Source organism: Rhizobium sp. 1399 (assembly GCF_031455475.1).
In the GTDB taxonomy this organism is placed as follows: Bacteria; Pseudomonadota; Alphaproteobacteria; order Rhizobiales; family Rhizobiaceae; genus Rhizobium.
On the sequence record NZ_JAVDSU010000016.1, the window covers coordinates 1 to 24774 of the forward strand.

24 protein-coding genes are annotated in these 24774 nt (G+C 58.0%); 13 read left to right on the plus strand and 11 right to left on the minus strand.

Going from position 1 to position 24774, the window contains the following annotated elements; translation table 11 throughout:
• The 6 genes from J2X71_RS32585 to J2X71_RS32610 form a co-directional block, all read right to left on the minus strand.
• On the minus strand, positions 1 to 191 hold a 191-nt coding region (locus J2X71_RS32585), incomplete at its 3' end, for a hypothetical protein (protein WP_310388918.1).
• Positions 188 to 1330 carry a glycosyltransferase family 4 protein gene (locus J2X71_RS32590; protein WP_310389155.1) on the minus strand — a complete coding sequence of 381 codons (1143 nt, stop codon included), beginning with the start codon at positions 1328 to 1330 and terminating at the stop codon, positions 188 to 190. The genes J2X71_RS32590 and J2X71_RS32585, both read right to left, overlap by 4 nt.
• Entirely contained in the window at positions 1324 to 2424 is a 1101-nt protein-coding gene (locus J2X71_RS32595; RefSeq protein WP_310388920.1) for a glycosyltransferase family 4 protein, read from the minus strand. Before J2X71_RS32595 ends, J2X71_RS32590 begins: the two co-directional genes overlap by 7 nt.
• Complete coding sequence (locus J2X71_RS32600) at positions 2421 to 3371, minus strand: glycosyltransferase family A protein (protein WP_310388922.1); 951 nt, start codon at positions 3369 to 3371, stop codon at positions 2421 to 2423. Before J2X71_RS32600 ends, J2X71_RS32595 begins: the two co-directional genes overlap by 4 nt.
• Positions 3372 to 3380: 9 nt before the next feature.
• Complete coding sequence (locus J2X71_RS32605) at positions 3381 to 3545, minus strand: hypothetical protein (protein WP_310388924.1); 165 nt, start codon at positions 3543 to 3545, stop codon at positions 3381 to 3383.
• 551 nt (positions 3546 to 4096) lie between these two features.
• The gene (locus tag J2X71_RS32610; RefSeq protein ID WP_310388926.1) at positions 4097 to 4927 is read right to left on the minus strand and encodes a phytanoyl-CoA dioxygenase family protein; all 831 of its coding nucleotides are present in this window, start codon (positions 4925 to 4927) and stop codon (positions 4097 to 4099) included.
• A gap of 368 nt (positions 4928 to 5295) precedes the next feature.
• Here J2X71_RS32610 and J2X71_RS32615 point away from each other — a divergent pair, with 368 nt between their 5' ends.
• The 5 genes from J2X71_RS32615 (at position 5296) to J2X71_RS32635 (ending at position 10889) form a co-directional block, all read left to right on the plus strand.
• Complete coding sequence (locus tag J2X71_RS32615) at positions 5296 to 6153, plus strand: WecB/TagA/CpsF family glycosyltransferase (protein ID WP_310388928.1); 858 nt, start codon at positions 5296 to 5298, stop codon at positions 6151 to 6153.
• A gap of 15 nt (positions 6154 to 6168) precedes the next feature.
• The gene (locus J2X71_RS32620; protein WP_310388931.1) at positions 6169 to 7662 is read left to right on the plus strand and encodes a sugar transferase; all 1494 of its coding nucleotides are present in this window, start codon (positions 6169 to 6171) and stop codon (positions 7660 to 7662) included.
• Between the two features lie 45 nt (positions 7663 to 7707).
• Positions 7708 to 8760: a UDP-glucuronic acid decarboxylase family protein gene (locus J2X71_RS32625; protein WP_007813015.1), complete on the plus strand. Its 1053-nt coding sequence runs from the start codon at positions 7708 to 7710 to the stop codon at positions 8758 to 8760.
• Positions 8761 to 8819: 59 nt separating this feature from the next.
• Positions 8820 to 9824 (plus strand): glycosyltransferase family 8 protein, encoded by a 1005-nt coding sequence (locus J2X71_RS32630; protein ID WP_310389156.1) that lies wholly within the window; start codon positions 8820 to 8822, stop codon positions 9822 to 9824.
• 72 nt (positions 9825 to 9896) lie between these two features.
• Positions 9897 to 10889 (plus strand): glycosyltransferase, encoded by a 993-nt coding sequence (locus tag J2X71_RS32635; RefSeq protein WP_310388935.1) that lies wholly within the window; start codon positions 9897 to 9899, stop codon positions 10887 to 10889.
• A gap of 277 nt (positions 10890 to 11166) precedes the next feature.
• On the opposite strand, the gene J2X71_RS32640 is transcribed toward J2X71_RS32635, so the two are convergent.
• Positions 11167 to 11955: a response regulator transcription factor gene (locus J2X71_RS32640; RefSeq protein WP_113321733.1), complete on the minus strand. Its 789-nt coding sequence runs from the start codon at positions 11953 to 11955 to the stop codon at positions 11167 to 11169.
• Between the two features lie 554 nt (positions 11956 to 12509).
• Between J2X71_RS32640 and J2X71_RS32645 the strand changes: the two genes are divergently transcribed.
• From J2X71_RS32645 to J2X71_RS32670, 6 genes are read left to right on the plus strand one after another with little or no spacing between them, the layout of a single operon-like run.
• A complete protein-coding gene (locus J2X71_RS32645) occupies positions 12510 to 13016 on the plus strand; it encodes an acyltransferase (RefSeq protein WP_113321745.1) in 507 nt (168 codons plus the stop codon).
• The gene (locus J2X71_RS32650; RefSeq protein WP_007813020.1) at positions 13013 to 14050 is read left to right on the plus strand and encodes a Gfo/Idh/MocA family protein; all 1038 of its coding nucleotides are present in this window, start codon (positions 13013 to 13015) and stop codon (positions 14048 to 14050) included. Before J2X71_RS32645 ends, J2X71_RS32650 begins: the two co-directional genes overlap by 4 nt.
• Positions 14047 to 15150: a DegT/DnrJ/EryC1/StrS family aminotransferase gene (locus J2X71_RS32655; protein WP_310388939.1), complete on the plus strand. Its 1104-nt coding sequence runs from the start codon at positions 14047 to 14049 to the stop codon at positions 15148 to 15150. The genes J2X71_RS32650 and J2X71_RS32655 overlap by 4 nt, the downstream gene beginning before the upstream one ends.
• Positions 15140 to 15859, plus strand: a complete 720-nt coding sequence (locus tag J2X71_RS32660) for an acyltransferase (protein ID WP_310388942.1) — start codon at positions 15140 to 15142, stop codon at positions 15857 to 15859. The genes J2X71_RS32655 and J2X71_RS32660 overlap by 11 nt, the downstream gene beginning before the upstream one ends.
• Positions 15856 to 16830, plus strand: coding sequence for an NAD-dependent epimerase/dehydratase family protein (locus tag J2X71_RS32665; protein ID WP_310388944.1), 975 nt, complete (start codon positions 15856 to 15858; stop codon positions 16828 to 16830). Before J2X71_RS32660 ends, J2X71_RS32665 begins: the two co-directional genes overlap by 4 nt.
• Entirely contained in the window at positions 16827 to 18044 is a 1218-nt protein-coding gene (locus J2X71_RS32670) for a DegT/DnrJ/EryC1/StrS family aminotransferase (RefSeq protein WP_310388945.1), read from the plus strand. The genes J2X71_RS32665 and J2X71_RS32670 overlap by 4 nt, the downstream gene beginning before the upstream one ends.
• Positions 18045 to 18115: 71 nt before the next feature.
• On the opposite strand, the gene J2X71_RS32675 is transcribed toward J2X71_RS32670, so the two are convergent.
• The 4 genes from J2X71_RS32675 to J2X71_RS32690 form a co-directional block, all read right to left on the minus strand.
• A complete protein-coding gene (locus J2X71_RS32675) occupies positions 18116 to 19624 on the minus strand; it encodes an O-antigen translocase (protein ID WP_310388947.1) in 1509 nt (502 codons plus the stop codon).
• 79 nt (positions 19625 to 19703) lie between these two features.
• On the minus strand, positions 19704 to 21014 hold the full coding sequence (locus tag J2X71_RS32680) for a polysaccharide biosynthesis/export family protein (protein ID WP_310388950.1): 1311 nt from the start codon (positions 21012 to 21014) through the stop codon (positions 19704 to 19706).
• A 286-nt stretch (positions 21015 to 21300) separates the two neighbouring features.
• Positions 21301 to 21837 carry an OmpA family protein gene (locus J2X71_RS32685; protein WP_310388953.1) on the minus strand — a complete coding sequence of 179 codons (537 nt, stop codon included), beginning with the start codon at positions 21835 to 21837 and terminating at the stop codon, positions 21301 to 21303.
• Between the two features lie 13 nt (positions 21838 to 21850).
• Complete coding sequence (locus J2X71_RS32690) at positions 21851 to 22522, minus strand: L,D-transpeptidase (protein WP_310388955.1); 672 nt, start codon at positions 22520 to 22522, stop codon at positions 21851 to 21853.
• Positions 22523 to 22943: 421 nt separating this feature from the next.
• Between J2X71_RS32690 and J2X71_RS32695 the strand changes: the two genes are divergently transcribed.
• Complete coding sequence (locus tag J2X71_RS32695; RefSeq protein ID WP_310388957.1) at positions 22944 to 23444, plus strand: sigma-70 family RNA polymerase sigma factor; 501 nt, start codon at positions 22944 to 22946, stop codon at positions 23442 to 23444.
• Between the two features lie 117 nt (positions 23445 to 23561).
• The gene (locus J2X71_RS32700; RefSeq protein WP_310388959.1) at positions 23562 to 24578 is read left to right on the plus strand and encodes a FecR family protein; all 1017 of its coding nucleotides are present in this window, start codon (positions 23562 to 23564) and stop codon (positions 24576 to 24578) included.
• Positions 24579 to 24774: the final 196 nt, after the last annotated feature.

Genomic DNA, 24774 nt, shown 5'->3' on the forward strand with positions numbered 1-24774 from the left:
GATATCAGCACGATGAAAGCCGCCATCAGCACCACCATCAGAGCCGCGATCATCACCATCCTGCGACGGAGCAAACGTAAACCAGACGTCAGATCAAACTCCTCCGATTTCATCTCCGTCTGAAATCGGGGTTCATAATGCACCGCCGGCAGCGGGACGTTGCGGTCTGGCGGAAAAGTTGAAATTGTCATTGTGCGCTAACCCTTGCTTGAGGTTGCGCGGAGATGGTTTCGTAGAGTTTTTCCATCGACCGCATATATGCCTTCATGCTGAAATGGTTGAGATAATGGGAGCGCGCCCTGGCCGACAGGCGGCTGCGGACGTCTGGATCCGTAACCAGTTTCGCCAGGGCCGCGGCCAAGGCATCCTTGTCTCCGACTGGGACGAAGACACCGGTTTCGCCGTCGGAGATGACCTCGTCGTGCGCTCCAACACGGGTGGTGACAACAGCAAGTCCGTGTGAAAGTCCTTCGAGCACCGCCATTGCCAGGCCTTCGGCATGCGATGGCAAGACCAGGATATCGGCACGGGCGCACAGCGCGCGCGTCTCGTCGGCGCCAAGCCATCCTGGCATCTCCACCAGACCTGAAAGGCCCATGTCTGCAGCCTGGCGGCGATAATCCTCTACAGGCCCATCGCCTGCCAGCACCGCGCGCCACCGAAGCTCTTTCATGACCGGATGGCTGAGGGCGAGCAGAAGTTCCGGAACGCCTTTGCGTTCGCTCAGCCGACCGAGGAAAACGATCAACGGCGGTTCGCCGGCACGAACATTGTGCGCGCCGGGATCGGGAACGCAATTGTGAGCGATCACGAGGCGGCTCTCGTCTACGCCCAGAAGTGTCGCGAGTATCATGTGATCCCGGTGGCCCAGCGTCACAACGCAATCGGCACGCTGAAACATCCGGCGTATGAGCGATTGCTGACGCGGCGAGCGTGCGGCAAAGTCGCTGGCATAGTCGTAGTCGTGCAGGTGCAGTATGTGAAAGCACCCCAGCAAATGGGCAGCCTCAGTCAGGATCAGTTTTCGGGAGGTGCTGCCGCGGCCCGCGATATGGATATGGTGAATGCGTGTCGGATCGACGATTCGATCCTTTGCCATCGTCAGGATGGCGCCCAGCAGGCGCGGTGACGACGTCGCCGCGGACCATCGAGGCCCTCTGGTATCGGTGACGGCATGTTCTGCCCCGCCTTCTTTCGCAGTGCTGGTTATATAACCGACCAGCCTGCCAATCCCGCCGCCGTTCTCGCAGCCACCAGGAACATAGTGGCGGACGCTTGCGGTGTTCCGCATCGCCATCTGATGGCCATCGGTGCGTACCTTCATCAGCATGATCCGACCACCTCGCGATAAACGGCTGCGGCCCGGGCGCCCACCTGTTCGGGCGAATTCGGTCCTGTGGCCCATTCGAGCGCGTTGGCGCCGAGATTGTTTCTAAGCTCGCTATTGTCAGCCAATATCCGGATGGCTTTTGCCAGCTCTTCTGCATTGCCTGGCGGGACCACCATTCCCAACCCGTTGGGCTCAACGGTCGCTCGCAATTCGCCCACATCGGTCACGATAACGGGTTTGCCGAACGCCGCAGCAAGGTTGAGCACGCCGCTTTGGGATGCTTCCGTGTAGGGAAGGACGACTATATCGGCGTCGAGGAAAAGCCGGGCGACCTCCTCGTCTTCGATAAAACGGTTGCGAATATCGTAGCGGCCGGCCTCTCCCATCAGTGACTTGAAGACCCAGGGATCGTCGCCGCGGCCTGCGACCGTAATGTGCAGATTGGGGAGCGCATCCTTGAGCATCGCCTCGGCACGGATCAGATATTCCAGGCCCTTGTAAGCGAAAATCCGTCCAAAGAGCAGGACGCGCACAGTTCCATCGGCGGCACGCCGCGCCATGTTCTGCCGCCGCGCGAGTTCCGCATAGCGATGGATGGCAGGATGCGACAGGACATGGACGCAGTCCGGGGACTTTGAATATCGATCGAGGACCATCCGCTTCAGCCCCTCGCCATGCACGACGACATGCCCTGACTGCCTCACCATCAATTCCGGAGCCCAGCCAGGCAGCGTGCGCGTATCGGAATCGCCGGGATGCACCTCCACATCGTGGACGGTGGTCACGAGCGGGATCGGGCGCCAGAACGGCGCGGCAAAGTTCAGCCATAGCGTGGAATTGCTCAAGAGATGAATGATATTCGGCTGCTCGTGCCGGATGAGACGCGTGAGCTGATGCAGGAACCAGGGATTGGCAAGCGAGCGGTGCCGCGGCCAGTCCAGAAGGTGAAGATCGACGGCCGGATCAAACCAGGAAGCAAGATGCGCGTAGCGCCGGCGCGGGACGCCAAGGACAACCGGCATGTGTTGGGCAACGCCGCTCGCGAAGGAAATGGTGTAGTCTTCCAGTTCAGAAACCAGCAGCAGCGCCTTCATTTCGCTGCCTCCGACAAGCCCACGTCCCGACTGGAGCGTGGGAGATGGTAGGCGCTACGCAACGCGTCGCGCGTCCGCCGCAGCAGGTTTGGTTCTCCGGCGAATAGCAGCCCTTCGACAGCAAGCTTGAGCCGGGTGCGCGCATTAACGCCATCGAGCTCTGCTGCAGCCATCTGAAAGGGATAGTGATCTGAGAGACTGAGCCTTGCCGGTAAATCGTGGAATGAGAGAAACCGGTTCGTCGCTTCAACACTACGCTGCCAGTGCGCCATTCGCCTTTTCAGCATGCAGACATCATCAATTGGCCGGTACCAGTTGTTGTTATGAATTCGGTAGAATCCAAGTGAGTCCGGCGAGGCGGCAACGTCGCCAAGAAATGGATAGATCCCCGTAAGCCATGCGTCGGCGGATATGCGGAACTGTTCGGGAATAGGCCCTGCGGCATCCCACGCGCTGCGCCGTACGGAAATGGCCGATGTCATGGGGAAGGGCCACCAGCCGGCCGATTTGGTCAACTGCGGCGACAGGTCTCCCGAACACAGGGTCCGGGGGATCGGCTTGAGGGTCGGCGACCCATCAATCAAAGTTGGCTGAAGTCGGTGGTAGACAAGCGATACTTCGGGATGCGAGCGAAAAGCCGCTGCCGTCGCCGATAGCTTGCCCGGCGCCCACCAATCATCGGCGTCTAGAAAACAGAGGATGCCGCCGCAGCTGAACTTCACGGCGGCGTTGATCGCGGCCGCCTGTCCCGAGTTCTCCTGAAAGATCACCTTCACCCGGTTGTCATAGGCTTCCAGAACGGAGCGCGACTCGTCGCTGGACCCATCGTCGACGACGATTATCTCGACGTCGGCAACCTCCTGGTTCAAGACGCTGTCGATCGCATGCCCGACGAAGCGACCGTAATTGTAATTGTTGATAAGAACGCTGATGCCCTGCCGCTCCATGACACCCTCTCAAGCGGCTTGCTGCGCTGCACTGCGGTGCAGCAACATGATCATGATCGTGTCCGTCGAGACCTCCATGATGGCGACATCCAGGGCATCCCTTTGCTTGGCCGGGATCTCGCATGGAACTGGAGAGGTCGCCGCCAAAAATGCCGGAACGAGTGACGCTTCCATTATGTAATGTGCAGAACTAGGACCAGAACGCGAAACCATAGGAATCCCAACCCTCTAAGCATCAACTACGAACAATCAGCTTGCGCCGGAACCATCGCCTTAGGTCATCAGAAACTACTGCCCAGCCATGTCCTTTGCGCTATGCATTCCTTTCCAAGCTACCGGTGAATGGACACACGCAACATCTGCTCTTATTGGCAATCCCCTAACCCCTGGCCGCCGCCCTTTGGGGGAGGGAACCGCGGAGGACGTAAGTACAACCTGGTCCCTGGATAATGGCTGCATGCTTTAGACGTAGATGCCGCCGCCATGGGGGATAGTTCGTTGCGGATGCGGTCGGATTGTTGTGAGGCTGTTTTGATATCGCCGACCTATGTTGTCGGCGGCGCCGGTATCAGGATCGCAGTCAAGCTGATCGAGAGTGCCGCACTGTTCGGCACCGCCGGGCTCACCGCGCGACCAACATGGTCCTGCGCACCATTTTCGATGGTGCGCAGTCATGGCCTGTACGATTGTGCGCATTGAGATCGGTGCCTGAAGGCCTGATGTGGTTAGGCAGGCGCCCCGATAATCGGTGGAACAATGTTGTTGACGGCGAGCTGTGTCAGCACGTCCGCACTGAGCGTTCCCCGAACGCCGGGATGGCGATGGCGGCCTTCCTCGGCATAGGAGTAGGTCTCTGCATCCGACGGACCGAATGTCATGAAAACCGCGACGCGGTCAGGCGTTCTGCCGAGCCGTCGAATGATCGATCGAGTCACGGTGAATGCCTTCTGAACGTCCAGGCGAAGCAGTGGCCCGATCCGCTCGAAGAATTTGCGCAGGCTCCTGTCAACCAGTGTCGGCATCTGCCCGGCGTGTTCGATACGCACGTCGAAGATGATTGCATCGCCCGCCCGTATCCCAAGGCCTTTCGCTGGCAGGCTTTGGACCAAACCCTTGAGATGGGATCTCGGTCGCACCTTCAATGTGGCTTTCGAGTTCTCGTCCTGGTCCTGCAGGTAGAATGCGATCTTGTAGACCCTGAAGCTCTCGTCCGAGAAAATACTTCCATCAACGCAGCGAGGATGGTGAGGGACGTCATTATGCCACGACGATGTCGTGTTGATCATGAGATCGCATTCGCCTGTAAGAACGACATCGAGCGGTTGCGTAATTTCCTTGAGGCGATTGAGGATCGTATCGGCAGTCATAAACTTGGCGACCTCGTCTACGACATACATGGCGTGAAGCTGGAATTTGCCGCCGTACAAATACTTGCCGCCGGACCTCAGATATTGTTTGGCAGCCCGCCGTAATCTTTCCACCTGCTCAGGCGTCAGGACATCCCTGATGACGATATAGCCATCAGAGGTCAAATCGTTCTGCAGCTGGTTGGTCATGCTGGGCGCCTTTGAAGGCTCTCTGGCCGGCACCCGCAATTCGTCTATTGAATTCACCCCTGTTGAATTCACCATAGTCTCTCTCCCCGGCTTTATTGCGCTCAAACCTCCCCAGCTTTGGTCGCGCTAAAGTGACTGTCTTCTGCGACTGCGCGAAGGTCAAACCGCTATTTTGGGGTAACGCTTATCAAAAAGAGCAATCAGGCATACCCCGGGGATGCTGCCTTACTTCGAATATTGTAGTTCATTCTATACAGAACGCAGAAATGTGAAGTCTTTCTACGTCCAATAGCTGCAGCTGAAAGTATGGAGGCAACAGGCTTGCCAGCATATTCTAGCTACAGTTTCAGTTGGCAAAAGCGTAGGTCATGAGAAATTCACCAGCAGACAGAAACCAAACTTCAGTCCTTGGTCCAAAGGATTCCCTGAAGTGGACGAATGTCCTTGGTGTTCGAGTTTCCGCAGTCAATCTCAAAAGCGCGACCGGACTTATTGAAAAGGTGATTGAAGACGGCAGGAAAGAATATGTGTGCGTTCGCGACGCACACGGTATCGTGCGGTGTCAAAAAGATCCCGAGCTTCGGTCCATCCATAACCGGGCGTTCCTCGTAACCCCCGACGGCATGCCGTTGGTATGGGCACTGAAACACGCTGGTCATGTGGAAAGCGACAGGGTCTACGGGCCTGATCTCATGTTATCCGTTTTCAATGCCGGCAGCTCCAAAGGCTTGCGGCACTTCCTTTACGGCGCGACAGCCGAAACGCTCGAGCAACTGCAAGCGCGCCTTCTGGCAAAATTTCCGCAAGCACGGATCGTTGGCTCCTATGCGCCGCCGTTCCGCCAACTGTCGGTGCAGGAGGAAACAGATATTGCCGACCGGCTCAATCGGTCGGGCGCCGATATTATCTGGGTCGGGTTGAGCACTCCCAAGCAGGAGCTCTGGATGGCGCGCATGCGCGACCGTCTGGAGGCACCGATGCTCATCGGTGTCGGCGCTGCCTTCGATTTCCACGCCGGCCTCAAGCGCCAAGCTCCAAGGATCATTCAAAGAAGCGGCTTCGAATGGGTGTTTCGTCTTCTATGCGAGCCGCGACGGCTGTGGCGGCGCTATGCGCTCGTCGTGCCGACCTTCATCTCACTGACTGCCTTCCAGAGACTGGGCCTTCGGAAGTTTCCGATCGAAGACGCCGTTTCTGGATTGGGTACGTCGGGACAAAGGCCGTAGAGGAGTAAAAGCATCATGTCCTCATTTGCGCCGTCAGCGATAACATCGGGTCCGTCGAAGACATCCGCCACAAATGACATGGCGTCGCGGGCAATTCCGGCAGGTTCCGTGCCACCGATAGCAGCCAGGTCTGCCGATCCCTTGGGGCAGTCAGGGCTGAATATGCCGATCGCACTGCGGCGCCGGCTTCCGCGGCTCGCAACGTCGTCATTCCTGGTTGCCGGCGACATTGCAAGCTATCTGGTTGCCTATTTTACTCTCCTGTCCTTTCTTCCCAGTGGTTCGGAGAGCACGGTTTTGGAGCGTGCTTTCACCCTCGCAGCACTGGCTGCGATCGTTCTTTATGCATCGGCCGGCCTCTATCCCGGATATCGGCTGCACGACCACGAACATCTGCGGCGGCGCACGATGGCTGCCGTCAAGGTGGCTGTCCTGGCGGCATTCGGAGCAATCATCCTACCGGAAGGGGAACGGCTTCTGCTTGCCATCATTGGCTTCCTTGGCCTCGGGCTGATCGTTCAGCCATTCATGCATTGGTTCGCACGAGGCCTGTGCTGGAGACTTGGAATCTGGGGGGAGCGCGCGGTGATCATAGGGGGCCGCAATCTTCTCCCCACGCTCATGGCGCATTTCAAGGACCATTGGCAGTATGGCATCAGGCCGGAGCCCTTTTCCCCTGATACGTCGGAAACGTCGCCCGATGGCGGGCCATCCATTGCCCTGATTGCGGGTGACGCGGGCGCGCTTGTACCCGATCTGGCGGCGATGCGCGGGAAGTTCGCCGAAGTCATTCTCCTGTCCGATACGCCGAGCCTCAAGATCAGCGGCTTGCGACCTGCGGATGTCGGCGGAGAGATCGGTATTCGCCTCACCACCGGTGGGAGTTCGGTCAACACGGACCTGGTTCGCCGGATCCTCGATCTCGCAATCGCCATCCCTGCCGCAATCGTGGTTGCGCCCTTCATCGCGGTTGCGGCCGCCGCAATCTACGCCATCGATCCCGGACCCGTCTTCTTCCGACATGCCAGGGAAGGTCTGTCCGGCAAGCCGGTGCACGTCCTGAAACTGAGGACGATGTACAGAGATGCGGAACAGCGCCTCGAGGCATTGTTCCGAGAGAACCCCGCCATGCGTGCCGAGTGGTTGGCCCACTTCAAGCTCAAGGACGATCCGCGCGTCCTGCCGGTTATCGGACATCTCCTGCGCACTTCAAGCTTCGACGAGCTCCCGCAATTGGCGAACATCATTGCAGGCGAGATGGCCATCGTCGGACCGCGTCCGTTTCCGGAATATCACCTCCTGGCTATGGACGGCGAATTTCGAAACAAACGCCGTTCCGTAACGCCGGGGCTCACAGGCCTTTGGCAGATATCCGAACGAAGCAATGCGGATATCGAGCTGCAGCAGCAACTCGACGAGTTCTACATCGACAACCGGTCCCTGTGGTTCGACTGCCAAATTCTTCTCAGCACAATTCCTGCGGTCTTCAAGCGCAGGGGAGCCTACTAACCATCCTCGTTTCTACGGGGCAACCATCAACAACGGAGCACACCAATGCACGGACAAAAGCGAATTATGGTAACCGGCGGCACCGGCTTTCTGGGATCATTTCTGTGCGAAAGGCTCTTGCGAGAAGGCAATGATGTTCTCGCCGTGGACAATTACTACACCGGCTCGCGCGACAACGTGCTGCATCTTCTCGACGACCCACGCTTCGAGATCCTTCGCCACGACATTACCTTCCCGCTTTATGTGGAGGTCGATGAGATCTACAATCTCGCCTGTCCGGCATCTCCGGTCCATTATCAGTTTGATCCCGTTCAGACGGTCAAAACCAATGTACACGGGGCCATCAATATGCTTGGCCTTGCCAAACGCACGAAGGCGAAGATCTTTCAGGCCTCGACGAGCGAAGTCTATGGTGATCCGGCAGTCCATCCTCAGCCCGAGGAGTATCGAGGCAGCGTCAATCCCATAGGGCCGCGTGCATGTTATGACGAAGGCAAGCGGTGTGCCGAAACATTGTTCTTCGACTACCATCGTCAGTATGGCGTGGAAATCCGGGTGGCGCGGATCTTCAATACCTACGGGCCGCGCATGCAGACCAATGACGGCCGTGTTGTCTCCAATTTCATTGTTCAGGCGCTTCAAAACGAACCGATCACCATCTTCGGCAACGGCACGCAAACGCGTTCGTTCTGCTATGTGGACGATCTGATCGAGGGCTTCATCCGCCTGATGGGCGCGCCGGCCGGTGTCACAGGCCCGATCAATCTGGGCAATCCGGGAGAATTCCAGGTCCGGGAACTGGCCGAAATGGTCATCGAAATGACGGGCTCGAAATCAAGCATCGTTTACAAGCCTCTGCCGGTCGACGATCCGACGCAGCGCAAGCCGGACATCAGCCGCGCAAAACAGGACCTGGGCTGGCAGCCGACGGTGAACCTGCGTGAGGGGCTTGAGAAGACGATCGCCTATTTCGAGTGGAAGCTTTCTGGCGGAACCAGGAGCATGCCTGGCGTCCGGTCCCCGCAACCGGCTTACACCCATCTGCCTACCCCGGCCGTCGGCCTTCCTGTTCAGGAAGCCGTATCGATCGGGACGTGAACAGCAGCGTCGATCATAAGGCGAAGCTCGTTTTCTTTCGATGGGATGGTGCCGGAAACATGAATGTGCATAGCATACCAACAGGAGCAGCCCCTGTGGGCGCAAAACAACGATTGGGGCCTATCGTCTTTGCGGTCGATGCGGCCTACGCCGTTCCCTTGGCGACCGCCCTTAGATCGGTCGCCGAGAACAACAGAAGCGCATGGCCCCTGGATATCCATGTCATTCATGAAGGAATAAGCGAAGAAACCAAGCGACGGATCTTTGATTCTCTGCCCGCAAACTCTGCCGTCATCCAGTGGCATCCCATCGGTACCTTGTCCTTCGCGAGCGGATTTTCCACTCGCCCCGGCGTCTCGAAGATGACCTTCGCAAGGATCCTTCTGCCGCAGTTCCTCCCGGAGACTTGCAACCGGGCTCTGTATCTGGATGGTGACATCCTCGTGCTGACGGCGCTCGAACAGTTGTGGAATATCGATCTGGGCGAGGCAGTGATCGGGGCTGTACCGGATTACTGGCTGGACAATGTGGTGAGCAGCGGCCGGGGTGCTACAGGCGGCGCTCGAGTCGAGCGCTACTTCAACGCCGGCATTCTTCTTATCGACCTTGCAAGATGGCGAACCGAGCGAATATCGGAACGGTCTTTGGACTATCTCGATCGCTTTCCGACCACTGAATATTCTGATCAGGACGCTCTTAACGTCGCCTGCGACGGAAAGTGGAAAGTCCTGGACCGCGCCTGGAATTTTCAGTTCGAGCCTACGCAGGCGCTTGCTCGTATCACTCTCGAGCATAAGCCCGCGATCGTTCATTTCGTGACCAATGTGAAGCCCTGGAAATCAGGAAGCTTGAGCCCGAATGTCGCATTTTACGATACGTTTCGATCCCGGACCCGTTTTGCGCTCACGCGTCGGGAGCGCGTTCAGAGCGGCTTGAAGCGTGCAGGCTCCCGGCTGCTTGCCCGATCCGCCTTCTTGAGAGCTGCATGGTCTTGCACGAAGTCGGCGATACGGGCGCACGCTTCAACGTTGGCGCGAGTGAAACGGGGAGTGAAGAACACATAAGAGCGAAAGCAAGCCGAATTCAGGGTGTCATGAAATGGCCCGAACGAAACGATTGCCTGCGGAGGAATAAGTTTGCAACGTGTTGATGTCGTAATTCCCTGTTACAACTACGCTCATTTCCTGCAGGAATGTGTTGAAAGCGTTCTTTCGCAAGCCAATGTGGATGTGCGCGTTCTAATTCTGGATGACGCCTCGCCAGACAACACGCCGGAAGTCGGAATGGCCTTGGCATCCCGGGACAAACGGGTGGCCTATAGGCGGCACACGGTAAACAAGCGCCACATTGCCACCTATAATGAGGGGATCGAGTGGGCCGGCGGCGACTTATTCCTGCTTCTTTCCGCAGATGATTATCTTTTGCCGGGCGCGTTGGGCCGCGCCGCGGAGCTTATGCACAATCATCCGGATGTAGGTTTCACGTTCGGGAACGCACTCATCGCTGAGTCAGATGGCATCATAACCAAGCGGGTCGATCCTCTCGGAGACAATAATGTGCCCGCCATACGGGTCTTGTCCGGTCCGCAGTTCATGCGGTTGAGCGGAGCAAGCAACCTGGTTCCGACGCCGACGGCCGTCGTGAGAACGACGCTGCAAAAGCAGGTCGGCGGCTACCATAAGGAACTGCCCCATGCCGGCGATATGGAGATGTGGCTGCGGCTCGCATCGCATGCCGGAGTGGGCTACATCAACGAAGATCAAGCAGTATACCGCAGACATGCTTCGAATATGTCGCTGCAATACTATGGACAAAGTATTCTTCCCGACCTTCGACAAAGAAAACAGGCTTTCGATATTCTGTTTCGCCAGGGCGCAGATAGCCTCAAGAAAGATGAGAAACTAAGACGCTTTCTTGCCAGAGATCTCGGGAAAGAGGCGCTTCGACTGGCCGGCATGGCGTTCAATAATTTCGATGTTGCCACAGCCGTGGCTATTCAGCGCTTCGCTCTGGAGGTTTCCCCCGAAGTGCGAAATTCATTGCCCTGGATGAAGTTGGTCTGCAAGCAAACCATTGGGCCCAGATACTGGTGTGCCTTGAATTCTATTGGGCGACGAGTTGCAGGATGAGTGGGGTTCATCTGGTTCATCCGCAGGGCACGGAAACAATAGCCGATGGTTGAGCGCTTGATCGCTGCCCACGCCAAAACGCGGATGTAAGGCAGAATCGGAGATCTTCGACAGTTTCGAACGCGCTATGGCGACGTCAGATATTCGGGTAAGCGACAGCGGGTCCGAGGTGCCGCAGCTTAAACAGAACCCGGTGGCCTTTTGGTCTGCGCCACCGGGATAAGTTAGAGCAAGAACGTGCTTGCGGCATGTGAAAAGCTCTGATCGGACGACGGTGTCAGCACAGCGTCTTATTTGCGCTGAAGCCGGAAATACCACCCTGAAACAGATCATTTAGCTTGAACACAACTTCCGTTCTGTTCGTTGCTTTGACCTTTTTCATGATATTGCGAACATGTACCTTGACGGTGCTTTCTCGCAGATTGAGCTCATAGGCGATGATCTTGTTCGCCTTTCCGCGCCGAAGTGCCTCTACGACTTCGGCTTGACGATCCGTGAAGATCCCGGCCAGCGGACGAGCGGTCGTATTGCTGGACTCCAGCAGGTGACGCATGGCGAATAGCGTGCTTGCAGGCACAAAAACGCCGCCCGCTACCGACAGTGCGATCAGCTCCATGCAGACGCTGATGCTTACCGAAGCGGGTATGTAGCCCTTGGCCCCGTATTCGATCGCCCTCACGATTTGGCCGAAATCGTCGCTGTCAGCCAATATGATGACTGGTATCGCCCCGAATTCCGCAGCAAGGCTCCTGATCTGCCCCGAAACAGAGGGCTCATCGATCTTCTTGCCGCCAATGTTCAGGAGGATTGCCGAAAGCGGCGGATATTCGTCGCATTTCTGCTTCCACTCCTCGACACTTCCGAATGCCAGTATAAGTAAATCCGTCTTGTAGGCGGCCATGCACTGCGCGAGGCATTGCCGATCAAGTTCACGGTTGTCGAGGATAACCAAAGAGTGCTTTGGCCTCGACTGTAAGCTCAAACCAGTAGAACTATTCTCTACCTTAAGTGGAAGAGCTACATTTTCCTGCCTAAGGTCTAAATTTGGTACAAGCGCTGAATTCACTGCTTCATCCTCCCCAGCCGAGTTTCTCTACGCCTCAACAACAACCGAACACTCAAGCCCTTCAGATATGAGGGTTTGGCAGCACTAAAGTAGGAACTAGATACCACAGTTCCTTTTATCTTAAACTAGCTAATATAGGCTAAAGGAGCAGATTAGTTCCATCGTAAGGTGTAAAGAGGACTTAATTCTTGGTATAAACTCATGCGATACTAGGTCATTCGCGGAGGGGTTGATTACGTTGCTCCTCGGTTACGGACGAACTGCTAAACGCATGAAAATAATGCTCACCCCCGGCGCATGATCGGGGCCGGTCCGCGCTTGCTCCATCACCAATGTTGATCGTTGGCTATGAACTTCGGCGTACATCGTCATAGGTAGATACGTCTTTAGGTGAATAAGCTTAGACGTTTTGTTTCTTTACTCCGATGGCGAAAACAATTCTCTTTGAATGGAAAGAAATATTTGGTTTTTCGAAATGAAACCTTGGGCGCAATCATATGGTTGACGGTTTCATTTAGAAATCCGGTTTGTAGAAGAGTAAGGGGTGCATGCGTATGATTGCATCAAACGTAAAGCTGGATGATAGCTGCGTCATCCATCATCGAGATCTTGTGAATCTCTATGGTTGCACGATCGGCGCGGGAACACGCGTCGGCACTTTCGTCGAAATCCAGAAAAACGTCCTCGTCGGAAAAGACTGCAAAATCTCCAGCCACTCCTTCATCTGCGAAGGCGTGACGCTGGAAGACGGCGTTTTTATCGGCCACGGGGTGATGTTCACCAATGACACGTACCCGCGCGCCGTCAATGCGGATGGCAGTCTGCAGACCGAAGCAGACTGGGTTGTTATCCCCACGCTGGTCAAGCGCCACGCGTCAATCGGCAGCAATGCGACCATTCTGCCTGGCGTAACCATCGGAGAAGCCGCGCAGGTCGGCGCCGGGGCAGTTGTAACAAAAGATGTGCCTGCGGGCGCCATTGTCGCCGGTGTTCCGGCCAGGATTACCGGTCGCGTTCATGACCGGGCAGCTGACATGCAAGCGTTGGGAGGAATGCGATGATCGGTATTGCTGTTGTTGGATATGGGTATTGGGGCCCGAACCTGGTTCGCAACATCTCGGAAGCGGCCGGTGCGCAACTCATTTCAGTCTGTGATCTCAATGTCGAACGGTTGGCGGCTGTCAAAAGCCGCTACCCCGCAGTGACGATTACTGATGATTTTGAGGAAGTCCTGCGCGATCCGAGAGTGGATGCCATCGCTATCGCGACGCCGGTCTTCACCCATTTCAAGCTCGCAATGCAGGCTATGATGGCCGGAAAGCATGTCTTCGTCGAAAAGCCGATGGCTTCGACGACGGAGGAAGCCTCGCGGATGGTCGAAGAGGCCACACGCCGACGCCTCGTGCTGGCGGTCGATCATACCTTCGTCCACACAGGTGCCGTTCGCAAGATGCGCGAACTGGTCGAGAGCGGCTTGGGCGACATGTATTATTACGACTCGGTTCGCGTCAATCTGGGGCTTTTCCAGCATGATGTCAGCGTCATCTGGGATCTCGCGGTGCACGATCTCTCGATCCTGGATCATGTTGTGCAGGAAAGGCCGGTGGCTGTTTCAGCGACGGGCATGAGCCATGTACTCGGCGAGCCGGAAAACATCGCCTATCTGACGCTCTTCTTCGAAAGCAAGCTCATCGCTCACATCCACGTCAATTGGCTGGCACCCGTCAAGGTGCGCCGCACGCTGATCGGCGGCAGCAACAAGATGGTCGTCTACGACGATCTGGAGCCCAGCGAAAAAATCAAAGTCTACGACAAGGGCATCACGCTGAACCCGAATTCTCAGGCCTATGGCGAGAAGGTGCATCAGATGATGGTCGGCTACCGCAGTGGTGACATGTGGGCGCCCAAGCTCGATATGACCGAGGCATTGAAACGCGAACTGGATCAGTTCGTTGAGTGCATCGAGCAGAATTCGCGGCCCATCACGGACGGCCATGCCGGCCTGCGTGTCGTTCGCATTCTTGAAGCCGCAAGTCGGTCGCTCGCTCAGCGCGGCCGTATCATCGAGCTCGAAGAGGCGAGGCGCATTGCATGATCCCCTTTCTGGACCTCAAAGCACAATATCAATCCATCAAGAGCGAAATCGACGCCGCCGTGCTCGGCGTCCTGGCCTCGGGACAATACATACTGGGCGAGGAGGTCATCCGTCTTGAGCAGGAATTCGCAGATTATTGCAATGTCAAGCATGCGATTGCCGTCAATACCGGGACGAGTGCTTTGCATCTGTCCCTTCTTGCGGCGGGTGTCGGCCCTGGCGATGAAGTCATCACCGTGCCATTCACCTTTGTCGCGACGGTGTCGGCGATCTGCTACACAGGTGCACGACCTGTCTTCGTCGATGTCGAGCCCGTGACGCTCACAATGGATGCGGCCGAGCTCGAGGCGAAGATTACGTCCCGGACCAAGGCCATTATTCCCGTCCACCTCTATGGCCAGATGGCCGATATGGACGCGATCAAGGCGATCGCCGACCATTACCGGATACCGGTCATCGAGGATGCCTGCCAGGCACATGGAGCTTGCTACAAGGGCGCGCGCGCCGGCAGCATCGGCACATCCGGCTGCTTCAGCTTCTATCCGGGCAAAAACCTTGGCGCCTGCGGCGAGGGAGGTATCGTCGTCACGAACAGCGACGATCACGCCAAGACGATGCGCATGCTGCGTGACTGGGGTCAGGAGCAGCGCTATCACCATCTGCTGAAGGGCTTCAATTATCGCATGGATGCCATTCAAGGCGCTATCCTGCGTATCAAGCTCCGGCATCTCGAAGCCTGGACCGAGGCGCGTCGAACGCATGGTCGCCGCTACTCCTCGCTGCTTGCGGGATCGGCGCATTTAAAGACGCCTGCCGAGGCCGCGGAGCGGCGCCACGTCTACCACGTTTATGCCATCAGAAGCCGTGATCGCGATGCGCTTCAGCGCGTGCTCGCTGCAGAAGGCATTCAGTCCGGGCTGCACTATCCGATCCCCGTTCATCTGCAGAAGGCCCATACCGACCTTGGTTACCAAGCCGGTGATTTCCCGGTCTCGGAAGCCGCGGCACGGGAAGTCCTCTCGCTGCCGATCTATCCCGAGATGCCTGCGTGGCACGTCGATCAGGTGGCCGCTGCGCTGGAGTACGCCTATGTCAGCTAGTCGTGCAGGCGAGGCCAGGGTCGTGCAGGCGGTCCATGGCCGCCACGAAAGGCCGGCGGACCCTGCCTACCAGGCTGGGTTAGCCGAAGAACTCAGGCAATCATACGGGCGCGCTGGCCTGATCGAGCTCTACGGTCGCTTCGCCAGCGGTGACGGTGTCGTCGACACCCTGATGCGGAAAGCCATCTGGCAAGCGATTGCGCGCAGCTGCGGCACTGGACTTCAGGTCGCAGGTGGTGCCGGTTTCAAACATCCGGAGACCTTCGAAATCGGCAATGGCGTGTTCATCGGTGCCCAGGCCTATATCCAGGGGCGCTTCGACGGCACTTGCGTGATCGGCGACAATGTCTGGATTGGCCCGATGGCCTATTTCGACGCGCGTGACCTGGTCATTGAGGATTGTGTCGGCTGGGGGCCTGGCGCCAAAGTACTTGGCTCGACCCACACGGCACTGCCGGTTGACGTGCCAATCATCCGCACGGATCTCGAAATCAAGCCGGTCCGCATCGGCGCATGGGCCGATATCGGTACGAACGCGACCATTCTTCCCGGCGTGACGATCGGGAAGGGGGCAATCGTCGGGGCAGGCGCAGTCGTCGTCTCCGATGTCGAGCCGTTTTCAGTTGTCGCCGGTGTGCCGGCGAAGTTCATTCGCTGGCGCACGGAAGCCGATCCTGTGCTGGATATATCGCGTGGAGGAAGATCGTGAGAAATCAACGGGTGCTCATTACCGGCGGAGCCGGCCTGATCGGGTCTCATATTGCCGATCTCGTCGCATTGGAAAAACCGCGTGAGATCATCATCCTCGACAATTTCGTGCGCGGACGCCGGGACAATCTCAGCACGGCAATAGCCAGTGGGTCCGTTAACATCATCGAGGGAGATATCCGCGACAGAGCGCTTCTGGCAAAAGCCTTCGAAGGCGTCGACATCGTCTTTCATCAGGCGGCCATCCGCATTACGCAATGCGCGGAAGATCCGCGGCTCGCCTTCGATGTGTTGGCCGAGGGCACGTTCAATGTCCTTGAAGCAGCCGTCAAGGCAGGTGTGTCGAAGGTCGTTGCTGCCTCTTCTGCCTCTGTGCTGGGGCTTGCCGAGAGCTTTCCGACCACCGAAGCGCATCATCCCTACAATAACAGGACGATCTACGGGGCGGCCAAGACGTTCAACGAGGGGCTGCTTCGCAGTTTCGCGGACATGTACGGCCTGCGTTATGTGGCGCTTCGCTATTTCAACGTCTACGGGCCGCGAATGGACGTTTACGGCGCCTATACCGAAGTGCTGATCCGCTGGATGGAGCGTCTGGCCGCCGGAATGCCGCCGGTTGTCCATGGAGACGGTAGTCAGACGATGGACTTCGTCGATGCACGCGACATCGCCCGGGCAAACCTGCTGGCTGCGAAGAGCGATGTTACGGATGAAGTGTTCAATGTCGCGAGCGGCAGGGAAATAAGCCTCCTTGAACTCGCGCAGATGCTGAGCAGCATCATGGGGGTATCACTCGAACCGCAGCACAAAGAGGCTCGTGCGGTTAATGGCGTGACCCGTCGTCTTGCCGATATCAGCAAGGCCGAGAAACTCCTTGGATTCAAAGCGGAAATATCGATGGAACAAGGGCTTCGCGACCTCGTTGCCTGGTGGCAGCTGAAGACTGCCGCAGCAGGAGGTCAAGCTGCATGAGCCCGTCGCCGTCTACAATTCCGGTCGCCAAACCCGTTCTTGGAGAGGAGGAGGCGGAGGCTGCGCGCCGCGTTATTCTGTCAGGATGGGTGACGCAGGGGCCGGAAGTCGCTGCTTTCGAGAGCGAATTTGCCGCCTTTGTCGGTGCGGCGCATGCCTGCGCCGTTTCCAACTGCACGACTGCGCTGCATCTCGCCCTGAAGGCCGTCGGTGTCAGTGCCGGCGATGAAGTCATCACGGTCAGCCATTCGTTCATCGCAACCGCGAATGCCATTCGGTATTGCGATGGGGTGCCTATTTTTGTTGACATCGAGGCGGATGGTTACAATATCGACGCCAGCCTGATCGAAGCCGCAATCACACCGCGCACCAAAGCAATTCTCTGCGTGCATCAGCTCGGCATGCCTTGCGATCTCCGCCCGATCGTGGAGATCGGCAAGCGCCTTCAGATACCGGTTATCGAGGATGCAGCCTGCGCGACGGGAAGCGAAATCCTCTGGGACGGGCGCTGGGAAAAGATCGGCAAGGCGCATGGCGACATTGCCTGCTTTTCCTTCCATCCCCGGAAGGTCGTCACGACAGGTGACGGCGGCATGTTGACTACGGCCAATCCCGAATATGACCGAAAATTCCGGCTATGGCGCCAGCATGGCATGAGCGTTACCGATACCGTTCGTCACGGCTCGAAACAGGTGATCTTCGAAGACTATGACGAACTGGGCTACAACTACCGTATGACTGACCTTCAGGCCGCCGTCGGACGCGAGCAATTGCGGCGTCTGCCGGGGCTGATCGCGCAGCGGAGGCTGCTTGCCGAGCAGTATCGTAAGCACCTGTCCGTGATATCAGCAGGGCTGTCGCCGGTGGAGCCACGTTGGGCTCGCAGCAACTGGCAGAGCTTCTGTGTGAGATTGCCTGAAACGGTCGATCAACGGGCGGTCATGCAAGCCCTCCTCGATCAGGGGATCTCGACGCGGCGCGGCGTGATGAACATTCATCTGGAGAGAGCCTATTCCGACCGGAGCTCGCATCGCGTTGCCACAAGCCTGATGCGAAGCGTATCAGCGCAACAGCAAACGATTATCCTGCCGCTTTATGCTCAGATGACGGAGCTCGACATCGCACGTGTTGTCGAGGCACTTCGCGGAGCGCTTGCTGAAGCCGTGACCGGTCATGCGAGTGTGCAACGCGATCTGGACGTCGCTCTCGCCTGACAGCGTTCTTGCATGACGCAATATTTGCGATGACGAACAATGCGCGTATCACCAGATGCGCGCATTGTTCGTTATGCAGACTTCGCAATCCATCCCCGGATGATTGCTGGCACGGATTCTGGCGGAAGCAGATCGACCAGCATGCGCAGCGAATAGAGCCCGGTGAGAGCCACAGCGACGGAGCCAATCGCCGTCGCCGGCCATAGCGGCAGGACCGAGAACGCCAGGAAGACCAATCCCGAGACAGGCAGGAAAAGCAAAGCGTGCCTGCGATTGCCGGTGGACCAGCGAAAACCGGTAACCTTCCGCACGATCACGTAGATCAGAATGCTGTGCCAGACATAGAGGCCGAAAAACGCCATGCCGGCTCCTGGCGTGCCGAGCAGCGATACGAAGAACCAGGCGAGCCCCACATGAACGACTGCGGCCGCCACCTCCGTCCAGAAGAAAATCGCCTGGGTACGCTTCGCCACGACAATGAAGCCCATTGGCCAGGAGATGATCCGGAGCATCATTCCAAGGCAAATCCAGCGCAAAAGATCCACGGCCCCGTGAAACTCCGCAGAATAGAACAGGCTCATCATGAGCGGCGCCAAGGTCAGCGTGGCGAGCAGACCGGGGCCGGCCAGCAACATGCTGATTTCCGCCTGTTCATTGACCAGCCGATTGCATTCGGCATCGTTGTCCGCTGCTGCTGTCAGCCGTGGATAGAAATCCGTTCCCATAGCCTGCAGGATGAAGCCGGCGTAGAGGCCGCCAAGGCCCCAGGCTGCCTGATACAATCCCGCCGCCATGACGCCACCCTCCTTCAGCACGATGAGGCGGATGGCATAGGCTGCACCGAAGGTCAGAAGCCCGCTTGCCATGAAGACGAAGCCGAGCCTGAGCAGCGCCGACACTTCCCGGCCGAACTGGCGCGCGGGCATTGGCGAGGGATGCGGGTAGATCCGCCGGCTGTACCACCAGGTCGGAAGGATTGAGGCAGCCGCGATCACCACGAGAGACGGTGCGATCGCCTGCATGCCGAACAAATAGATCAGCGGGATGCTGACCGCCGTGCCGAAAAGCCCGGCAAGCACGTTGATGCGGGCAAGATCTGCAATGCCCCGCAGGCCCTGGATCAATGCAGTCTGCCCTGCGGAGACCAGTCGACAGAAGATTGCCAGCGACAACAATGCAATGCCACCGGCATGCTGGTAGTCGCCGAAAGTGAAATTCGAGACCGGGAATGCCAGCGCGGCGAGAAGGAGCGCGCCAAGCAATGCGAGCACCATCGATATGCGTCTGAGCACTGTCGCCGATCGCGCGATCCTTTCTGCGTCATCGGTGCCCGCAGCTTCGGCAATCTGGCGCACGCCACTGCTTCCCACGCCAAGCCCGGCAATCGCCTGCGCGATATCGAGGATTGACCCGTAAAGGCCCATGAGCCCCACGCCTTCCGGCCCGAGCAGAACAGCCATGGCTTTGTTTCTGATAATGCTGAGTGCAACGTTCACGAGCGAAGAGCCGCCCATCAACATCGTCGACTTGAGGATCTGAGTATAGGTCTGGCTGCTGGGTGGGGTCATGCGCAAAGTCATCAGAAGCCCCAGCCGTTTATCCCGTGATGACGCTCAACCGCCCGCCGAAAGCGCGACTGCGGCACATGCTTTTCGCGCGTCACCGGCTCACCTGACTGATATGCGCCTCTGTCTGAGCAGGCAGCGCAGTGGCGTCCTCGGACGGCGCATCCGCGATGCGGGGCTGTGTTACCTTGACCACGTCACCCGGCGCCAGTTCCGTCGTTTCGGAGGCCTGGAACTGATTGACTTGTCCATTGTCCCGCCGGCTCACGGTGAATGTCAGCGGAAGTTCTTCACCGCTGTCACTCACGTTGCTGCCGTTGGAGAGTTCTTCAAGAAGCAGCTGTTGCGTCGTGTCGCGCTTCAATCTGAGCTGATCGAGGTTGGCCTTTTCCGCCTGCACCTCGGAAGCGACTTCGCTCCGGCGTGTGTCGGAAAGTCCCTCGAGATTGCGCGTCGTCTCGTTGATCGCCTGGCGACCCCGCATGATAGCAGTGACGAGGTCGAGCCGGTCGGAGCGATAGGTGGTGAGCAACCGTTCCAGATCCATCTGGCGTGAGGTGATCGTGAGCCCCTTCTCGACCAGTGTCTTGACGCTGGTCAGCTGCTCCTCGACCGACTGGATATTATCATCCGAACCCTTCAGCTTCTCTTCCAGCGTATCGATTTCCGCCTTCAAGAGATTGCGCAATTCGACAAGCGCCGTCGACTGCCTGTCCAGCGCGCTTGCGCGAGCCTGAAATATGACCCTCTCCTCGTCATAGATACTGGCGGCATATTGCTGGTCGGCGGCGGGCGGCTGGTCGAAGCTTATCTCCTTTGCTCCGGCCATTTCCGCTTGCAGCCGCGCGAGCTTTGCGGAGCTGCGCAGCAGCGAATGGTCGATTTCCCGCAAGTCGCCGGCAAGCGTGATCGTCTGCGATCGTTGCCGTGCTCCCGGCCGCAGTGGGCCGCCGCTCATGGCCAGAGATTGCAGGACGCTAAGGCCGGAGCGAAACTTGTATTCCCCCGGCGTGGTTACGTCTCCCACGACATAAATGGACGGGTAGTCGAGAACATCGATGGTGACCGCAGGTGTCTGGGCCAAACCCATCTTTTCCTGCAGGCGCTTGGCAATCTCGTTGGTAAGGCCGGCATTATCCAGATTTCCAACGGACAGCGATCCCAGAAAGGGCAGGGAGACTGCGCCTTCATTCGAAATCGTATATTCGCCGCCAATCGCATCCCATCGCTCAAACTGGCCCTTGGACGGCATCCATTGGACGACCGTCAGACGGATTTTCGTTTGCGGAGCAAAGGGTGTGCTGTCGGCGAGAGTTGGCGACACAGCGCCGGTGAAAAAGACGAGTGCGCTGACGGCAAACGTCGCACGAAAGAACATGTGAGGAACGCGGTACGAAAGCTTCATATACATGTCCAGCCTGCAAAGCATCCTTAAACGGATACAGGTTCAATGCCTTAGGCGCTGCGCGCACCCCGAACACCGGGTCCGAGGCCGCAATACCAGTGTGCAGCCTCGCGAAGCCTTGAGGAAGATGAAGGCCGGATGCTTGGCTTCATCACTATTGATGAGACGGCGTAGGGTGCTTCAACCCAAATCGAACGGGAATATAAGTCCTCGGCTCACGAACGTCCGTTGGAAGCGGAGGGGTTAGGCGTCCCCACAGATTGGCGTCATAAGCCAGGAAATTCAATCAGATCGCATCCCGCTCCGTGCGCAGATTGGCGACGACGCGTCTGTTCTGCACCTTGCAGGAGCGTTGCGTGCAGTCGCGAACTTCGCGGTCCGCACCGTACCCCTTGGCCCACATGCGGTTGGCGTCGACGCCCTTCGAGACGAGATAGGCCATGACGGCATCGGCGCGCTGCTGCGACAGGTTCTTCATTTTCGATTCCGAACCGGAATCATCGGCAAATCCCTGCAGTTTGATCAGCCAGGCCGGGTTCCTGTTCAGCCAGGCAGCCTGGTTGTCCAGCGTTGTCATGGCGACGGTATCGAGTTTGGCGGAATCTTGCGTGAAGTAGATCCGTCGGCCGATACTGAGGATGAAATCCTCTTCACTGCCAGCCTTGACGTTCTCGAAACCGGGTGCGGGATCGTTGGTCTGGCCGGTCAGCGGTGCTGCCGCAGGCTCCTCTACGGCGGCGATATCGGTGGTGGTGCAGGCCGTGAGCGCCAGAAGCATGGCCGAGGCGGCAAGACGCCTCGCATATGCGGTCAAAACAGACATCAGGGTGATTTCCTCATTCGACCGGGGTGGCCTGGCTGACCTCGGCGGCGGGCGCCTGGTCGGCAATATGCGGCAGAACCTGCACCGCGGTGCCGATCGGGCAACGCTGGTAAAGATCGATGGCGTCTTCGTTGAACATGCGGATGCAGCCACTGGAGGCATCCTTGCCGATGCTCCACGGTTCCAACGTGCCATGGAAGCGGTAGCCGGTATCGACGCCATCACGCAGCAGGTACATGGCACGGGGGCCGAGTGGATTCTTCGGTGAGCCTCCCGCCACGAATTCCGGCAGCTCGGGATGACGCTTGCGCATCTCCGGAGGCGGGGTCCAGCGTGGCCAAAGCGATTTGTTGTCGATCGTGGCGCGGCCAAACCATTTGAAACCCTCGCGACCGACGCCGACGCCGTAGCGAATGGCTGTCTTGTTCTCCATGATCACATAGAGAAAATGATGGCGCGTATCGACGACAACGGTGCCGATCGGCTCGCTGCTGAAATATTTGACAACTTGGCGGTGCCATTGCTTGTCGATCTTGGCGAAGTTGGTCGCTCGGAACGTGACACCATTATCGACGGCAGTGCCGGCAAAATAGGAAGCCGCCTGGGCAAAAGCCGGTTTTTGTACCGCGCCGGTGCCGAGTAACGCCAATCCACCAAGCAGAATATCCCTGCGAGTCCACACCATCGGCCGTATCCCCCTCAAAGCCAAGCAGCGCGGTGCCAGTAAATCAGATTTTTCATTTGCCACAACACAAAACTCTTCTCATCCCCTAAAGACTGAGATGGAGTTGCTAATGTCCGGGGTCTGCGTTGCTCTGATCGTTACTCGGAGAGGACGGCGCTATGCCCACCTGCATAACATAGTCAGGAGGCGGCCAAGAACTGTGCGGCCTTGCGAAGTTGGATCCCGATTCCGTGTATCGAGCTGTTGATCAAACCGTCGCTCAACTCAGAAACTCCTGCAAATTCAATCTTGAAAAAAACATGCTAGAAATTGTCAAGTTTTTTTGATTTACCTCTCTCGTTGCGAAATATGCGGAATTTGCAATCCGGCGTTTGGCTGGCCTGCCGGTTGTTCATCTCCGCGTTTCTTTTTGGATATTGCTATGGGCATCAGGGAGGACGACCGGCGGTATGCGGTCTATGCGGCACATCGCTCCGACCTCATTCGATACGCTACGCCCATCGTCGGTTCGCGAGAGGAAGCGGAAGACCTCGTCCAGGAGGTCTTCATAAAATTCGTGCCGGAAGACGCGGCCACACCCCAGAAGCTGAAGGCGTACCTCTTCCGCATGGTGCGCAACCTCGCGCTCGACGTGCGCAGGCGCCAGAAGCGCGATTTGCGCGCCCGTCCGGAGGATACGCCATGGTGGGGGCTCCCCCTTGATGCGGGAACACCCGAGGAAAACGCACTCTTCTGCGATCAGGTCAGACAGGTCGAGGCGATCCTTTCGGCAATGCCGGAGCAGACGCGCGTCGCCGTGGAAATGCATCGTTTCGGCGGATACCGCATGGAGGACATCGCCAGCCACCTCGACATTTCGGTGGCTGGCGTCCACAGGCTGATCAAAGCCGCAATTGTCGAATTCGCCAAAAAAATGGGATGATCCGCTAAGAATCTCGAATCCGCGTGAAAAAAACGGGCGAGATAAACGTCATTGTTCGTGAAGCGGTAAAACAGCGGGGATGCGACGTGGTTTGGCTACAGGAAAGACTGGGAACTGATGGCCGTCGAACCGGATAAAAGGCCTGATGTTTCGGACGAGGCGCTGGAGGCTGCGGCTGACTGGTTCCTTCTCCTGCAGGAAGGGCCTGAAGACGCTGAGCTCAAAGTGCGCTTCGATCGCTGGCTGAGCAGCGGTAGCGAACACCGCCTGGCCTGGGAGTGCACGAGGAAGGCATGGGCCGCGATGGGGCAGGTGGTCCCGGCCATGCGATCGCAGTGGGAGTATGCGCCAAGATCGGAGGTCCGGCCTGACATGCGCAAGCCGCCAGCGGCTCGGCATCGCGCATCATGGCGGCGGGTTGCCGTGGCGGCGGCGGTCGTGGCCGCGCTCTGTCTTGGGCTCGTCATTGCGCCCGGCCTTCTGCTTCGCCTAAGCGCCGACTATTCAACGTCCACGGCCGAGACCCGCACGATCACCCTTGAGGACGGCAGCACGGTAACGATGGCCGCCGCGACCTCGATAGCCTTGGGCTACAGCGACGGACGGCGGGGCATCAAGCTTCTTGCCGGTGAGGCGTATTTCGAGGTGGCGCCGGACAAGGACAGGCCCTTTATGGTGGAGGCAAATGGCGTCCGTGTCGAGGTGCTCGGCACGGCCTTCGATGTACAGCTCGCCGACGGGCTGACCAGCATTGCCCTCGCGCATGGTTCCGTTCAAGCATCTGTTGAAGGTTCGTCTGTGACCCCGCCCGAACGACTGGTGCCCGGAGATCTGCTGACCGTCGATCCGAACAGCGCGGTCATGACGAAGGACACGATCCCGGTCGACGAGATTGCCAATTGGCGCAATGGCGAACTCTATGTCGTCAACGCGACGCTCGGTTCGGTGATCGAGCAGATCCAGCGCTACCACCCGGCCTGGATATCGGTTCCCGACGCGACACTCGCCCGTCAGCAGGTCACGGGCTTCTACAATCTCAAGCAACCCGATCAGGCGCTGCGTGCGCTGGTCGAGCCTTATGGCGGGAAGGTCCGCTCAATATCCTCGCTCGCGCGTATCGTCAGCCGGTTCTAGAAAAAATTTGACTGTAATTATCAAGATTTAGCGGAATCCACTCAAAGACCTGAAAAAACTCTGAGCACTAATCGTCATTTCGTTGAAAGCGCCGGGCACGACATCGGCGCAAACGACTGGAGAGACGAGAGTGAGCATGCGGGTGAGGGTAGGGGTTTTGGGGTTCAACGGGACGCGCCAATCGGGCGGGCGCGTG